Annotated in this window: 18 protein-coding genes and 3 pseudogenes; 8 read left to right on the top strand and 13 right to left on the bottom strand. The window is 42.3% G+C overall.

Features of this window, described 5'->3' with window-relative positions; all coding sequences use genetic code 11:
* Position 1: 1 nt before the first annotated feature.
* Complete coding sequence (locus tag ACWJJ5_RS10775) at positions 2-1,750, bottom strand: sensor domain-containing diguanylate cyclase (protein WP_454022399.1); 1,749 nt, start codon at positions 1,748-1,750, stop codon at positions 2-4.
* Between the two features lie 290 nt (positions 1,751-2,040).
* On the opposite strand from ACWJJ5_RS10775, the gene rpsD reads away from it, so the two are divergent.
* Positions 2,041-2,643: a 30S ribosomal protein S4 gene (rpsD, locus tag ACWJJ5_RS10770; protein ID WP_003152406.1), complete on the top strand. Its 603-nt coding sequence runs from the start codon at positions 2,041-2,043 to the stop codon at positions 2,641-2,643.
* A gap of 142 nt (positions 2,644-2,785) precedes the next feature.
* Here rpsD and ACWJJ5_RS10765 read toward each other — a convergent pair whose 3' ends face one another.
* Positions 2,786-2,935, bottom strand: a complete 150-nt coding sequence (locus ACWJJ5_RS10765) for a PhrK family phosphatase-inhibitory pheromone (RefSeq protein WP_454022398.1) — start codon at positions 2,933-2,935, stop codon at positions 2,786-2,788.
* Positions 2,936-4,048 (bottom strand): response regulator aspartate phosphatase, encoded by a 1,113-nt coding sequence (locus ACWJJ5_RS10760; RefSeq protein ID WP_454022397.1) that lies wholly within the window; start codon positions 4,046-4,048, stop codon positions 2,936-2,938.
* 287 nt (positions 4,049-4,335) lie between these two features.
* Between ACWJJ5_RS10760 and ACWJJ5_RS10755 the strand changes: the two genes are divergently transcribed.
* Complete coding sequence (locus ACWJJ5_RS10755; RefSeq protein WP_146284211.1) at positions 4,336-5,019, top strand: hypothetical protein; 684 nt, start codon at positions 4,336-4,338, stop codon at positions 5,017-5,019.
* A 427-nt stretch (positions 5,020-5,446) separates the two neighbouring features.
* Here ACWJJ5_RS10755 and ACWJJ5_RS10750 read toward each other — a convergent pair.
* From ACWJJ5_RS10750 to hmpA, 5 genes and pseudogenes are all read right to left on the bottom strand, one after another.
* Positions 5,447-5,718: pseudogene (locus ACWJJ5_RS10750) on the bottom strand (HNH endonuclease).
* Positions 5,719-5,756: 38 nt separating this feature from the next.
* Positions 5,757-5,939, bottom strand: coding sequence for a hypothetical protein (locus ACWJJ5_RS10745; RefSeq protein WP_088461261.1), 183 nt, complete (start codon positions 5,937-5,939; stop codon positions 5,757-5,759).
* A 162-nt stretch (positions 5,940-6,101) separates the two neighbouring features.
* Positions 6,102-6,848 carry a hypothetical protein gene (locus tag ACWJJ5_RS10740; RefSeq protein WP_454022396.1) on the bottom strand — a complete coding sequence of 249 codons (747 nt, stop codon included), beginning with the start codon at positions 6,846-6,848 and terminating at the stop codon, positions 6,102-6,104.
* 222 nt (positions 6,849-7,070) lie between these two features.
* Positions 7,071-7,249: pseudogene (locus tag ACWJJ5_RS10735) on the bottom strand (site-specific integrase); the annotation flags it as partial.
* A 109-nt stretch (positions 7,250-7,358) separates the two neighbouring features.
* A complete protein-coding gene (hmpA, locus tag ACWJJ5_RS10730; protein WP_454022395.1) occupies positions 7,359-8,549 on the bottom strand; it encodes an NO-inducible flavohemoprotein in 1,191 nt (396 codons plus the stop codon).
* 236 nt (positions 8,550-8,785) lie between these two features.
* Here hmpA and ACWJJ5_RS10725 point away from each other — a divergent pair, with 236 nt between their 5' ends.
* The 3 genes from ACWJJ5_RS10725 (at position 8,786) to ACWJJ5_RS10715 (ending at position 9,979) form a co-directional block, all read left to right on the top strand.
* Entirely contained in the window at positions 8,786-9,013 is a 228-nt protein-coding gene (locus ACWJJ5_RS10725; RefSeq protein WP_003152402.1) for a hypothetical protein, read from the top strand.
* Positions 9,014-9,194: 181 nt separating this feature from the next.
* On the top strand, positions 9,195-9,704 hold the full coding sequence (locus tag ACWJJ5_RS10720) for a type 1 glutamine amidotransferase domain-containing protein (protein ID WP_063636788.1): 510 nt from the start codon (positions 9,195-9,197) through the stop codon (positions 9,702-9,704).
* A gap of 146 nt (positions 9,705-9,850) precedes the next feature.
* Positions 9,851-9,979, top strand: coding sequence for a hypothetical protein (locus ACWJJ5_RS10715; protein ID WP_255219918.1), 129 nt, complete (start codon positions 9,851-9,853; stop codon positions 9,977-9,979).
* Positions 9,980-9,994: 15 nt separating this feature from the next.
* Here the strand turns inward: ACWJJ5_RS10715 and ACWJJ5_RS10710 are convergent, their stop codons facing one another.
* From ACWJJ5_RS10710 to ACWJJ5_RS10695, 4 genes and pseudogenes are all read right to left on the bottom strand, one after another.
* Entirely contained in the window at positions 9,995-10,747 is a 753-nt protein-coding gene (locus ACWJJ5_RS10710) for an SGNH/GDSL hydrolase family protein (RefSeq protein WP_029973317.1), read from the bottom strand.
* A gap of 180 nt (positions 10,748-10,927) precedes the next feature.
* On the bottom strand, positions 10,928-11,146 hold the full coding sequence (locus ACWJJ5_RS10705; RefSeq protein WP_454022394.1) for a hypothetical protein: 219 nt from the start codon (positions 11,144-11,146) through the stop codon (positions 10,928-10,930).
* Between the two features lie 47 nt (positions 11,147-11,193).
* Positions 11,194-11,244: pseudogene (locus ACWJJ5_RS10700) on the bottom strand (hypothetical protein); the annotation flags it as partial.
* 171 nt (positions 11,245-11,415) lie between these two features.
* Positions 11,416-12,285, bottom strand: a complete 870-nt coding sequence (locus ACWJJ5_RS10695; RefSeq protein WP_007408764.1) for a cation diffusion facilitator family transporter — start codon at positions 12,283-12,285, stop codon at positions 11,416-11,418.
* 222 nt (positions 12,286-12,507) lie between these two features.
* Here ACWJJ5_RS10695 and ACWJJ5_RS10690 point away from each other — a divergent pair, with 222 nt between their 5' ends.
* The 3 genes from ACWJJ5_RS10690 (at position 12,508) to ACWJJ5_RS10680 (ending at position 14,438) form a co-directional block, all read left to right on the top strand.
* Positions 12,508-13,314 carry a TrmB family transcriptional regulator gene (locus ACWJJ5_RS10690; RefSeq protein WP_017418381.1) on the top strand — a complete coding sequence of 269 codons (807 nt, stop codon included), beginning with the start codon at positions 12,508-12,510 and terminating at the stop codon, positions 13,312-13,314.
* A gap of 72 nt (positions 13,315-13,386) precedes the next feature.
* Positions 13,387-14,118, top strand: coding sequence for an AzlC family ABC transporter permease (locus ACWJJ5_RS10685; RefSeq protein ID WP_077722711.1), 732 nt, complete (start codon positions 13,387-13,389; stop codon positions 14,116-14,118).
* Positions 14,115-14,438: an AzlD domain-containing protein gene (locus ACWJJ5_RS10680; RefSeq protein WP_003152394.1), complete on the top strand. Its 324-nt coding sequence runs from the start codon at positions 14,115-14,117 to the stop codon at positions 14,436-14,438. The genes ACWJJ5_RS10685 and ACWJJ5_RS10680 overlap by 4 nt, the downstream gene beginning before the upstream one ends.
* A gap of 40 nt (positions 14,439-14,478) precedes the next feature.
* On the opposite strand, the gene sr7p is transcribed toward ACWJJ5_RS10680, so the two are convergent.
* Positions 14,479-14,604, bottom strand: coding sequence for a small protein SR7P (gene sr7p / locus ACWJJ5_RS10675; protein ID WP_255219922.1), 126 nt, complete (start codon positions 14,602-14,604; stop codon positions 14,479-14,481).
* Between the last annotated feature and the right edge of the window lie 90 nt (positions 14,605-14,694).

Genomic DNA, 14,694 nt, shown 5'->3' with positions numbered 1-14,694 from the left:
TTTATGTCGTCGTGCTGTTTTGGTGGATGATCAGCCGGTTTTTGCCGTTCCGTTTGGCGATATAAAGCGCCTCGTCCGCTTGCTGAACGAGCATTTTCAACGGCATCGGGCCTGTCTTTGACCAGCAGGAAACGCCGCAGGAAATCGTCACGCGCGGCTCGGTGTTTTCCCGGATGGCGCGAACCAGCCTTTTAGCGATGCGTTCTCCGGATGACACGTTGATATTCGGCAGATAGACAGCCAGCTCCTCGCCCCCCCACCTTGCAGCGACATCATGCTCACGAATATGGTTTTTCATAACGGAGGCCACCTGAATCAGGATCGAATCTCCCGTTTGATGACCGTATGTATCATTAATGGTTTTGAAATTATCGATATCAACGAGGATGAATACACCCCGTTTATGAATTTTCATGCTGTATTGAATTTTCTCATCCAAATAGGTTCTTGAATACAGCTCCGTCAGCTGGTCTGTCTGAACAAGATGCTCAAGCCTGTCGCGCAGCATGGAGTTCGTGACCGCCAATGTCGCATGGTGAATGAGCGCTTGAAAAAGCTTATACATTTCAAACGTAAAAGCATACAAATCCTTTTTCAATAAAATCGCGAACCCGAAGACGGTGTCATTTTCGATCATCGGCACCGCCATCAGCGAGCCGAAGCCGTTTTCGCCGAATACAGTCTTTCCGCTGCCGATAAACACGCCCTTTTCTCCCTCGAACAGCTTTTCTTTCACAATGCTGATATAGGGGTTCGCACGTTCTGTCTTAAAAAAAGCGGTATGTCCCGGAAGCAGATTTTGCGTCTCAAAATGATCAATATGAAAAAAAGCCACTTCTTCCGCATGAAATGATTGGGTCATAATGGCGGCGAGTTCCCGCATCGTGTCAGTGAGTCTGAGGCGCTGATTCAGCTGGCGCGATGTTTCATTAATGAGCTCCAGATTCGCAATGCTTTTTTTCGATTGCTCATAGAGCTGCGCATTTTCAAATGCTTTTCCCGCTGCGCCCGTAAGCAGCAGCATTTCACTGAGAGTACTGCACGAAAGAACGGCATCCTGCAGCCCCTCCGTCTTCAGAACCCCGTAAGTCCCCTGCTGGCCTTTGATCGGCAGGTAAGCAGATGACCTGCCTTTTCTGAGCAGTCTCCCCGATAAATAAACCTTCAGGGCAGACGGATCGGCATCTTTTCCGTCCATATGTAATTCTTTTGCGGGAAGCTGTCTGTCCGTATCCTGATCCTGCGTGATAAACAGTGAAAAGCGGAAAGACCGGAAAGCCGTACTCAAACTTGCCTGCAGTTTTTCCAAAACCTCATTTTGATCCAAAAGCGAATGGAACATTTCTGTCATTCTGTGAATTTTCCGCTGATGCTTCGTTTTGTCAAACAGCCCGCTTTGTCTCACAGATTGATTGATAAACAGAGTAACGATCTCAGGCAATGATTCCGGGATCGGCAGCCCGCCTTCCGAGCGCAGATAAAAGGATCTGCCGGACGTCTGATTCCTGATCATAAAACGGCCGTCACTCTCTTTCAGCGGAGCATAATGCGGTTCATCTTCTGTTTTTATGGTGAAACGTGTTGATTCTGCCGGTGAAAGGGTCAATGAAAGAGATGTAAAGCAGGATTCTAGAGCTGAGGCCAGCCATAACAGCGAGTCGGATAATGAGACGGATTCAGATTTCGTTAAGAAAAAAGAAAGCATTTTCTGATGAAAGGCCGTCACTTCATCAATTGTTTGTTTTTTCATTTTTATCACCTAAACATGTACTACTCATTTTTGTACATTATATCATAAACCGACACTCTTCATGGAGAAATGGTTGACGGCGGCGGGGAAAAATCATATAATGTTCTTTGTGTGAAATATTGCAGCCTTTTTGTTCAGCTTCTGTGTTTGCATTTTGTTCCTTAGCTGTAAGGTGTATCGTGTAACTCTCTGCTGCTGGAGCGAGGATACATGAAAACAAAATGTGCACGGTCGGATCGAACAGACGGTTTTTATTTTCCACAAAATAAAACCAAAGGAGGAGTCACATTATGGCTCGCTATACAGGTCCATCTTGGAAACTGTCCCGCCGTTTAGGAATCTCTCTTAGCGGTACAGGTAAAGAATTAGAAAAACGCCCTTACGCACCAGGTCCCCACGGTCCGGGACAGCGTAAAAAACTATCAGAATACGGTTTGCAATTGCAAGAAAAGCAAAAACTTCGTCACATGTACGGTGTAAACGAACGTCAATTCCGCACATTGTTTGACAAAGCTGCAAAAATGACTGGTAAACACGGCGAAAATTTCATGATTCTTTTAGATGCACGTCTTGATAACGTTGTGTACAAGCTCGGTCTTGCACGCACTCGCCGTCAAGCTCGCCAATTAGTTAACCACGGTCACATCCTTGTTGACGGAAGCCGCGTTGACATTCCGTCTTACCAAGTAAAACCTGGTCAAACAATCGGTGTTCGCGAAAAATCAAGAAACCTTTCTATCATCAAAGAATCTGTAGAAGTAAACAACTTCGTTCCTGAGTACCTTACTTTCGACGCTGAAAAGCTTGAAGGTACATTCACTCGTCTTCCAGAGCGCTCTGAGCTTGCTCCGGAAATTAACGAAGCGCTTATCGTTGAGTTCTACTCCCGTTAAGTAAAACGCTCTTTAAAGAGCATTGGATTAAACCCTAGAAACGTTGTTATATCAACATTTCTAGGGTTTTTCTTTTGGGCTGTCAGAATGTGGACAGATGCTCCCTCTCTTTATTAAAAAAAGCCCCGGACAGGGGCTTTTTTTATGTGCCTACTGGCCGCTCTGCTAATTTTAGAGTACCCACCGGGCGCTCCGTTATTTTAACATCTGATGATTCTTGATTAATCTTGACTACAGCTAAACCACTTAACGTAACGAAGGTGAGAGCTGCACAAAGAATAACTTTTTTCAATTACAATCCCTCCAGGTGCCTCATTTTCTCCTCGGCTAAAATAGCATGCTTAGAAAATTCAAGCGCCTCTTTATAGAGTCCATGCTTCTCACAGTGTTCTGAAATAACCAAAGAAAGATCAAAGACGCTATCAAGGTCATTTACTTCATATAAGTAAGAAATACCACCTCGACAAGTTTCAATGCTTTTCCTCTGATCCTGCTGCAGAAGTCCGTAAATAATATTTATTTTAGCCTCATACACCTTATTCTCTTTTCGTTTAAAATATTCCTTTGTCTTTTTATAATAATATGGAATTTTATTTACATCCCCTATTTTATAAAGCTCTTTCAGAAACATATACAGGGAATTTATATAATAAACCGAGTCCCTCCAATCTTTATTTCTGATGGCTTTTTTCAAGGCATTTATACAGTCTTGGGAACGATTTGCTGCAGAATATGTAATACTTAAATTATGATGTATTAATGCGGTAAATAGTGAATCTTGTAGAACTCTCGAAATTCTGATTGCTTCTAAAAAACTTTCCTCCGCTTTTTCGTAAAGCCCTAAATCAGTGTAGTTTTGCCCGACAATCATAAGAGACGTGGCAAGCTTTCGTTTATAGCCTTCGTTCTCTCTATAAATTTGTACAGAGTCATTGATATAATTCAAAGAAATTAGACTCTGCCGCAGCATCATATACATAGACGCCACTTTCGAATAAAATTCAGCCCGCTCTATACAATCGGGTATATCTTTCAATTTTTTCTCGGCTATTTTGAACAAAGTAATTGCTTTCTCAAAATTCCTTTTGTGCGACTCATATAACGCTTCAAATAGAAAGAAATAATATTCAATCATATGGTCTGTTTTTTTTATTTCCTCAGCGTGGTTTTCATTAAAATATGAATGAGGCGGAAGCTCCTCCCCTTTCACCTGATACAAAAGCATTTTATGCCTTTCCTCCAACAAAGAATAATACATCAAAACTTCCTGATCCTCTTCCATCTCATCAAACAATGGTTTGACCTCTTCAAAATATTTCTCAGCAGACTCAGCGTCTTGTTGTTTTATCGCGATATACCAATCATTTAATATATTTGCAACACATTCAGAAGCCAGTTTACTCATAAGATAAACCCCTCTTTCTACAAATATTCTAAATTTTCTCAAACAATATTCTAGCATACCTTTAACATAAAATGTAATTAATAGGATTTTTTTCGACATCACGCAATTTTCTCTTTCGACATCGCGCAATTACAAAAAAAGGCTATTTACCCACTTTTTCAGAACGGTATTATAGCGGACTATTTATCTCCATTGTCGAATTTACACTTCGCTGTCCCTATTCTTAAAAAATAACAATACCGGTATAATTTGGGTCGTAACGAATATACAATAGGGAGTGTGATTGTTTGAAGAAATTCAGGTCAGCTTTACTTTTGTTTTTGGTCACTGCATTGGTTGTAGGTATTATGCCCAACTTTAAAGCCAAAGCAGAAAGCAATGAAATGTTGAACATCCCTGCATCAATGTCAAATGATACTGTAGGTGAGAATGTTTTTGAGATTGATGGGGAAAAGTATGTCTATTCTTACGACTTTACTGACCCAGCTGTGAATAAAGCTAAAGTTACTGAGGAAAATGGGGCAGTTACAAAATTTGAATACAACAACGAAACAAACACACTTTATAAAAACGGTGAGGTCGATTTTAACCTTACTATGGAGGAAGATGGGGTATTTTCTTCTTCTAATATGTCAACTATGAAGATACCGCCCGGTGGAAAATACATGGGGAAATACAATTATAAATACAATTTGAAAGGCGTTTCTGTCGGTGTGGCAGCCACAGCTATTTCAACAATAACAAAAACACCTTACAACGTAGTATTCGCTATTGTAGGGTTTTTAGCAGGTACCCAAACAACTGCATACTATACAGTATTCCAATATCGTTATGCCTTTAAATGCAGCGCATACCCTTATGCTAATAGAACAAAATTCTACGAAGACTCTAAAAGAAAGAAAGTCCTTAAAACGGCAGACAGTCCCAAATTCTTTGGAAGCAGGCCAATCCCATCAACTTGCCGACCATAAAAACGAGGTGAAAAAATATGCAACAAGAAAAAACAACGTCTAATATTAACAGGATATTAAAAAGATATATCCTACTGTTCCTTGTTTTATGTGCATGTTATTTTGTTTACATGGGCGTTTTGGGTAATAAATTCACTCCAGTCCCATTGATTATTTTCATCGCTGGATCAATTATTGGGGAGTTAATCAGAATAGGAAGAATGAGAAGATAGGGGGTTACATCCTCCTATCTTTTTTAAAACACACAAGCTTCACAAATTTGTTTTTACCCATCTTTCTTTTATGCTCGGTATATGACAGTGAAGACAATAACATCGAAACAGATGAAGTTAAGTGTACGCAAAAGAATTTAATTTTTAGTCTTGGGGAATTTGTACATTCTTTCATTTGATGTTCTGTTCCCAAATCCTCCATCCTCCGTCGTTGTCTACCGGCCATGACACGAGGCGCATAAGGGCCCATTTACTTGAGGTTCATACCGCCTTTATGCGGAACGATATGATTGATAACTGTCGCCGGGGTTCTTCTTCCTTGCATTAAGCAGACAGCACATAACGGACGCTTGGACAGGTAACCAGCGCGCGACGGCCTCCACTTGCTGTTATACCCCCGTTTGGCAGCTGATGATTCCCGGTATTGGTCATAGGCTTGCGTGGTTCTCTTATGCTGTTCGCAGTAGTCCTCCCTTTCCCCTGAAATCCTTCGATTGTATGCAACAAAAAAGCACCCGAAGGATGCTAATCTAGAATTTCAAAAGAGGAGACGTGTTCTGCATTCAAATATATTTTTTCTTCATCATCTACAGAAAAATACAAAACCTCATCTGGTGATTGTCCTAATTTAGTCGCTAAGTCTTCTTTTGATTCAAATTTCACTGTTACATATTCTTTACCACTATCCATAATGATTTTTATTTTCATACTAATCCTCCTATAATCTCTTCTCATAGGATCGAGAAGAATACTATAATTATTATCTGCTTTCTTGAGAACCAGAGAACCTTCTTAAATTTATTACCTATTACCATAATACCTCACTTAAAAGAAAATGGTGTGCCGTTATTCTGCCAAGTTTGTGCCATTTTAATAACTGACTTCTACTTCTTCCTCTTCCTCTTGTTGCTTATTTTCTTTGAGAGTACCCCAATTTATTAGCTCGTTCAAAAAATAACCTTGAAACGCATTTAAGTTAGCTGAATAATGCTCGTAACCTTTTGATACTACTTTAAACAACCAACCTATAAGTCCAAGATAAATTATAAATATAACTAAATTGAATATATACATATTTGGATTGAAGGTTGAATTAAAATAACTATCAAAATTATATTTTGTTAAAGTGACCAAATTAATCACAAAGGAAATCACCAGAGAAACTCTAAGAGTACCTAAACTATGAATTGTGCTAAGTATATGCCTATATCGATCAGCTACATAATCTCTTTGAGCATCTTTTAATCTCAATAACCCCCTATGCCAAACATATTCAAATACATAATAATCTTTATGATGATTTTCGCCCCACTCAAACAGACTTACACCCTTAACGTGCTCCTCAACAGCATTTATCATTCTAGCAGCTTCATCTATGATTTGTTTATTTTTAGACCACCGACTAGAAAAGTGAATTTGTTGCATTATGTATCCGATAGTTACTCCGAAAAAAGCTAATGATACAAAAAGACCCAAGGTCTTGGATATATCTATTTTTAATTTAAGTAATTCATTATGATATAAAAATAAGATTGGCAAGCTTATTAACATAATGAATACCCATCCTGGTATTCCCCACCTAATAAGATACTTCGTATCAAAGTTCAAATTTTTCACTCCTAAACTTTTCCCCTATTATATAACATTTACAGGAAGTATCCACATTTATCCACGAATTACCCATATGTTATATACTGTGCAACTGCCCGAAGCCCGTCAGCCCTCGCCACCCTTGTTTTCAAGCAATATGACTAAAATGAATTCCACATATGCTTTTTGAAGGGAATCAATAAAAATATGCAAAAAAAAAGGCTCATCTTGTTTATGAGATGAGCCTGCTTATATCTTGAATTTCTTCATAGCGTTGTTCATGGCATCCTGATTGATTCCAATGAATCGAAGGGTTGTCCGTCCTGCAGCATGGCAACATCTTTTGTTTGCTTGTAAAAATGGTACCCGAATATTTTCCTCAGCGTGTGCGTGCCTATATCATCCAAACCGACATACTCAGCGGCAGCCATCGACGGGACAACCCGCTCTAATTCCCTGTTCGTTCTGTTATCTAGAATAAAAAAGCACCCAACCCGGGTGCTTCATACATTAAAATCATCGTCCTTCCTTCTTCAATCACACCATACTCAGCTGCGGTTCGAATAATTCATAGCGAATCGATTCCGGCGGTGTATTGAATTCAGAAATCAGCTTTTTCATTTCTTTAATGAACGACGGTGATCCGCACAGGAAAAAATCAGCATCTTTATCTGTCATCACTTCTTCTAACAGCTGTTTGTCAATCCGGCCTTCCCGAAAACGAATGTTTTCTGAACGGTCTTGTTCGGACGGCTCACTGTAAATAAAGACGGTGTCAACGGATGAGTGTTCTGCGGCTTCTTCAGCTTCATGCCGCAGCGCATGATACTCTCCGCTCCTTGCCGCATGGATAAAGAGAACGTTTCGCTGCGGCTGGGTTTTGGCAACCGTCTTTAACATGCTGATCATCGGGGTAATTCCGACACCGGCACTGATGAGAACCAGATTCTTTTTGGAATCAGGGTCTAATACGAAATCCCCGGCCGGAGCGCTGATCTCAATTGAATCCTTTTCGTGTAATTGGTCATGCAGATATGAAGAAACAATTCCGTCTTTTTTCACGGAAATCCGGTAATAATCCTTACCGGATACATCCGACAAACTGTACTGGCGGACATGCGTATAGCCCGTGTCCGGAATGTATACTTTTACACTGATATACTGTCCCGCTTTGAATTCGGGGAGAACTTGTCCGTCTTCCGGTTTTAAATAAAACGACGTTATCTCTTTGCTTTCTTTTACCTTTTTATCAATTTTAAACGCCTTATCGTCTTTCCAGCCGCCTTTTTGCGTTTCCGCTTGTTCATACATGTCCTTCTCAATTCCGATAAAAGCGTCTGCAATGACGCCGTATGCTTTTTCCCATGCCTGAATGACCTCAGGAGCAGCCCCGTCTTTTAGCACATCCTTTATCGCGATTAACAAGTACTTTCCAACGATTGGATAATGCTCGGGCTTAACACCGATACTCCGGTGCTTATGGCTGATTTGTTTGACGACGGGGACTATATTTTCCAGCCGGTCAATATTGGCTGCGGCCGCAATCACAGCATTCGACAAGGCCGTACGCTGTGTTTTTTTCTTTTGATTTGTCTGATTAAAGATATTCAGCAGCTCAGGGTGATGCTGAAACAGCAGGTCATAAAATCGGCCTGTGATTTCTTCACCATGCTCTTTTAAGACCGGCACTGTGCTTTTAATGATTTCAATCGTTTTTTCATCGAGCATTCTGAAATCCCCCTAAAGATGTATGCATCTCGATTGACCTGAGAAAAGAATCGTTTTTGAATTCTTTTTTATAGATTTCCCCGTTCAAAAAGGGTTAGCCATACCAATTTGAGACGGATTCAGGAAAAACCAGAAAAACGAAATTGCAGCTGAAAAATTGTGGACTTGCCATGGTGTACTTGTCCGATGCAAAATCCTCCTTTTCAGCATTTAATAAAGTACGGGAGGTGAGATGAATGGGTAAAAAATCGAAAGTGTATTACTGTGACCCTAAGTATATTGTGACTGACAAGTATACTGACAAAGAAGTGGTTTACGTCCATCCCATCAAACACATTAACAGAGAACATATCCGTTATGTTCCCCGCCACGTTTATCAGGAAGAAACAATTCACGAAGTCATTGATCCGGGCGATCCGGGGAAATGCGGGTGTAAAAAGGATAAAAAAAGACGCAAAAAGTAATTGGTTCGATTTCTTGCCTTATCTCAAGTTAAACACGTAAGTTTCAGCAGACCTCCGTACCTTTTGGCTCCTCTTTTTCAGAGGGGTCTTTTTTTCATGCCGTATCTTCAAGCAAATACGTTGTGAGGCGGCAATCCGCCTGATATTCTTGTCATATACAAATTCACAGGAGGCATGATGTATGAGCAAAAAAATCGCAGTTCTGATGACAGATCAATTTGAGGATATTGAATATACAAGCCCGGCGGAAGCATTTAAAGAAGCGGGCCACAGTGTGGTGACAATAGATTTGGAAGCAGGGAAAGAAGTGACGGGCAAGCACGGTGAGAAAGTAAAGATCGATCAAGCGATCTCAGACGCAGACCCAAAAGAATTCGATGCGTTATTGATTCCCGGAGGCTTTTCACCGGATCTTCTGCGCGGAGATGACCGCCCGGGTGAATTCACTAAAGCATTCGTGGAAAATCAGAAACCCGTTTTCGCGATCTGCCACGGCCCGCAGCTGCTGATTGATACCGACCTTCTTAAAGGAAAAGATATCACTGGATTCCGCAGCATCCGCAAAGACTTAATCAATGCCGGCGCAAATTATAAAGATGAAGAAGTCGTCGTGAGCCATAACATCGTAACGAGCAGAACGCCTGACGATTTGGAAGCCTTTAATCGTGAATCATTGAACCTGCTGAAATAAGCGAATAAAAATGCACAGACCCGTTCAGTCTGTGCATTTTTTTATGGATTTATAAAGAAACACCAATAGTTAGACCTATTCTCTTCCCCATCCATAATAAGTAAAATAAAGAGTGGGTTTTTCAACACTCGACGGGAGGTTCACTGATGTGGATGATCATTTTGCTGCTGATCATTTTAATCGGTTTTACCGGTAATATCGTCTCGCTTTTGAGAGCGCAAAAACACGCATCTCAAAGAATAATTGAGCTTTTAGAAAAGCAAGGCCGAAAATAATCTGTTAGCGCTGTGTTACCCATAATAGTAATAATAATTCCGGCAGATTTCCTGAAATATGATTTGATGCCCTTTCTCGTTCGGATGAAGACCTTCTGACATGCACATGCTTCGGAAAGCGGGATTATACGGGTCGATGAGATCTGTATCAAACAGGTCGGCATACGGTACAGAGAGGAGTGTGCAGGCTTCTTTTTGGGCTTTCACATAGTCAGCCAGCTTCAGGCCCAGTTTATTTTTATCAGTATCACGGCGGACGATTTTTCCTTTTGATATTTTTGCTTGTCTCGTTGGGGTCACCACAATGATGCTCGCGCCTTTATTTCCGCTTCGCAGCTGCTGAATCACTTGACAGAAGCCTCCGTAAAATGTGGTGATATCCTTTTCATCTGTGCCGATGGGAATGTGGTTGCACCAGTCATCATCTGTTCCCTGGACAATAATGACATCATGTCCTTTTGTTTTAAGCGCTTGCTGATAAATGTTATCGCTTCCGTTGTTGCTCATATTAACGCCGCTGACAGAGAGATTGGTTATTTCAGCGTCTGTCCGGTCTTTCAGAATGTCACCAAAGCCGTATTCCGCACGCAGCCCCCGGGCGACGCTGTCACCTAAGATCGCGATTTTTGAAGCCTTCCGCAGCCTGCTTATGCTGATGAAGTCAACGCTGATATGCCCGCTGTCCGTGATATGCAAAAGCTTGCTGCTTATGTTTTGCGAAGAGACTGTCTTTCCTTCAGAGTTATAAAAGTCCTCATTCAGTTTCATTCGGCGTCATCCCTTCCTTTTTATCCTCCGGCATCTTTTTTTGACACGAAAAACGGACACGAACAAACAGCGCCATGTTGTCAGTTCAGTGTCCGCAGATGATGATACCGGATCTTTTATGCAGTTCTCTTGCCATTATAGCAGATCTCCGTTACTTGTAATAGAGTCTGCAGTCAGCATTTAAAACAGCGCTTGCGGGTACGTTTTTGATGGGACCGTCTGCTGCGTGAACGGTGTGTCCGGTGATGGCTCCGTCTTCTGCTGCGGGAGCGGTGTGTCCGGTGATGGCTCCGTCTTCTGCTGCGGGAGCGGTGTGTCCGGTGATGGCTCCGTTTTCTGCTGCGGGAGCGGTGTGTCCGGTGATGACTCCGTTTTCTGCTGCGGGAACGGCCCGAACATTTTTTGGAAACCGGTTCTTGGTATAAATACTCCCCTAAACCTTCTCTTTCCGCAACGGCAACTCCATGTTCAATTTCTTTAACAGAAATAGCGTTCAATTCTGTTCACCTCCCTTTTTCTTTACAACATAACGTATGAAATGTATCCCTCACGTGTATAAGCTTCTCTCTCATATGAGCGAGAAATGGACATTTATACAACAAAAAGACCCGTGGGAACGGGCCTTTTGCAGGCATTTTGCCGGGAACAAACGCAAACATAAGATCGATTTATTTCTTCCTCTCGCTCTCCGGCTCGGGGTGAATCATTACCTGTGCTTGTTTGAATTCATTCGTAATATCTCTTTCAATGCGGTCACACAGGTCGTGCACGTCTTTAATCGTCACGTGAGAGGCTACGACCAGGTGAAAATCAATATACTCTTGCGGGCCGGAGCGTCTTGTACGAAAATCGTGAATTTCAATAAATTCCTGTTGAAATGTTTCGATAATCTTTAAAATTGTTTTTTCTTCCTCTTCCGACAAACGGGTATCAATCAGCGGCGGGAATGCTTCTTTCATTAATTTAAACGCTTCATATATGATATACACCGCCAGCACCATACCTATAATGGGATCAAGTATGTACCACTCCGTTAAGGTAACGACCAAAAGGCTTGCCGCTACGCCTAATGATGTGTACACGTCAGTCAGTAAATGCAGGGCATTTGATTTCATTGCCACGGAATTAACCTTTTCGGCTTCTCTTTTTACGAACTTCGAAACGATCAAATTAATGAGAGCCCCCGCAAGCATCACAACAATTCCCAATACGGGCAGATGAACCGGCGCCGGGTTCACCAGTTTTTGAACGCATTCATATATCATCCAAATCCCTGCCGCAAAAATCAGAATCGTCTCGATGGTCCCCGACAGATTCTCGACTTTTCCATGACCGTACGGATGCCCTGTATCAGCCGGCTTTTTTGAAATCCTGACGGAGATAAAGGCGATGAAGGCGGCGATCAAATCTAAAAAAGAATGAATGGCTTCAGAAAGTATCGCGACAGATCCGGTTATTATCCCCACCACTATTTTGAGCATGACGACCAGGGAATTGCTTATAACCGATAAAAAAGCGATTTTAGAGGTGTTTTCCACCGTGATCCTCCTCTTTTTGACTTCTTGTATTTATCGTATCAAACGGAATTCGTGTGGGTCTACGGCAACGTTTTTCACAAAAGCCATACATGTAACTCATCATAAACTAAGTTGGAAAGCGACAAAACAGGCGAACCTTTCTTTCAGCACTCAAGTCCCATTGACAAGATATAACCGCTTACATTATAGTAGTTTCATGAATAACCACTACGGAGGATGTTTATGGACGATGTTCTGAAAGAATTACAGAAGTTTGGATTTTCTCAATATGAATGTAAAGCATATATCGGCTTGTTGAAACACTCGCCTGTTACCGGATATGAAATCAGCAAAAGGTCAGGCGTCCCCCGCTCAATGATCTATGAGGTATTGGGGAAATTAGTTGATAAAGGCGCTGTCCATATTGTACCGTCTGATCCGGTTACATATGCCCCGCTGGCCGGAAAGGAATTAATCGACCGGCTCCGGCACGATTTCGAGAACTCATTCGGCTACCTTGAGGAAAAGTTATTGGCGCTGGAAAGCGAGCAGGAGATGAATGTCATCCGCCGCATCAGCACGAATGATCATGTCATCAATGAGATGAAGGATATGATTGAAAAAGCCGAGGAAGAGTTGTGGCTGTCTGTCTGGGAACAGCAGATTCCCTTTATTCAAGAAGCCGCTAATAAACGCGCCGCCGAACAATTGCCCGTCTTTTCGATTGTGTTCGGCCCTCCGGAAGTGAAGCTCGGAAATACGACAAATCATAATATGTCTCCTGAAGTGGCGGAGAAACGGATGGGCGGAAGATTAACGATAGCTGCCCGAGATAATAAAGAAGTCTTAATCGCCAATTTTTCTCCGCAGACCAATGCCTGGGCCATTAAATCAGAAGATCCCGCTCTCGTTCTCGTGGCCATGGAATATATGAGGCACGATCTGATGTTCGCAGAGCTTGTGAAAGAAGTCGGGGCTGAAAAAGTTGAAGGCCTGATGAAACAAAACCATTCGTTATTTCATGTCGTCACCGGAAATCGGTTCATATAAATGTGAACCGTATTTTCTTTGATTTTTTCATTAGTCGTTATCATTATAATCTCTATGAAAGGAGTATAAAAAATGATTAACACAGAAGTGCAAAAAACCGCCGTTTCCCGGGAAATGAACGATACGTTTTTACAGGGGGTGCGGGATTGTGTGCCTACGCTGCTGGGCTATATGAGCATCGGTTTTGCTTTCGGCATCGTCGGCGTTGCCTCTCATCTAAGCATTCTTGAAATCTGTTTGTTATCCTTGTGTGTCTATGCCGGCGCCGCCCAATTTATTATTTGCTCGCTCCTTGTTTCCGGGAGTCCGATTTCCGCCATTATTTTAACGACGTTTATCGTCAATCTGCGGCACCTTCTGCTGAGCCTGACCATCGCGCCGTATTTCACGAAATACTCTCTGGCGAAAAATATCGGCTTCGGGGCTCTGCTTACTGACGAATCTTTCGGAGTAGCGGTGAACAAAGCGGCTCAGAACGGCAGGTTACACGATAAGTGGATGAACGGCCTCAATATAACCGCTTACATGTGCTGGGTTATTTCCTGCGTGATGGGCGGGCTTCTCGGGCAATGGATATCTGATCCTTACGCGCTCGGCCTGGACTTTGCTTTGCCCGCTATGTTCGCGGCGCTGCTTGTGCTGCAATTGCAGTCATCCGCTTCGGAAAAGCTGAAGCACAGCCTCTCCTTAATTCTCTATATGATCATTTTTATGGTCTTGTTATCGTATTTCGTCCCGTCACACATCGCGGTCATCGTCTCAACCGTGATTGTGGCAACGATCGGGGTGGTGACGGACAAATGAGCATCAGCACACAAATGATCTGGATTATACTCGGCTGCATGATTGTTACACTTGTGCCGCGCATTGTTCCGTTTATATTTGTCCGGAACATTCAGATGCCTGAATTGGCTTTAAAATGGCTCTCCTTTATTCCGCTTTGCATTTTGACTGCTCTGGTAACGGAAAGCATGATTGTGAAAACAAACAGCGCTTTGACCTTTGATTGGAAAGCAATGATCGTTCTCATCCCGACATTGCTTTGTGCGATGCTGACAAAAAGCTTATCCATCACGGTCATCACAGGAGTCGTGCTGATGGCCGCCGTCAGGCTGATATGGTGACAATCAAAAGCCTCCATTCCGCAGAATGGAGGCTTTACCTTTATGATATCGGATTTTCTTCTTCCGTCTCTGATTCCTCGGCTTCGGCTTCGGCGTTTATGCTTTGCTGCTGTTCCCAATGATCCCGCTGCAATCTTTCTTTGGCGATGGTAAACATAAAATTCACGGCGCAGCACCCCTTCCCTGTTTTGCTTATACCATGTACTGTACTCATTTCCCCGTGCAGTATTCACAAAACATAAAAAAGCAGCCTGCC

The organism is Bacillus sp. JK74, from assembly GCF_053663395.1.
The sequence above is the reverse complement of the archived record's forward strand: the minus strand, read 5'-3'. Positions and strand labels throughout refer to the sequence as shown.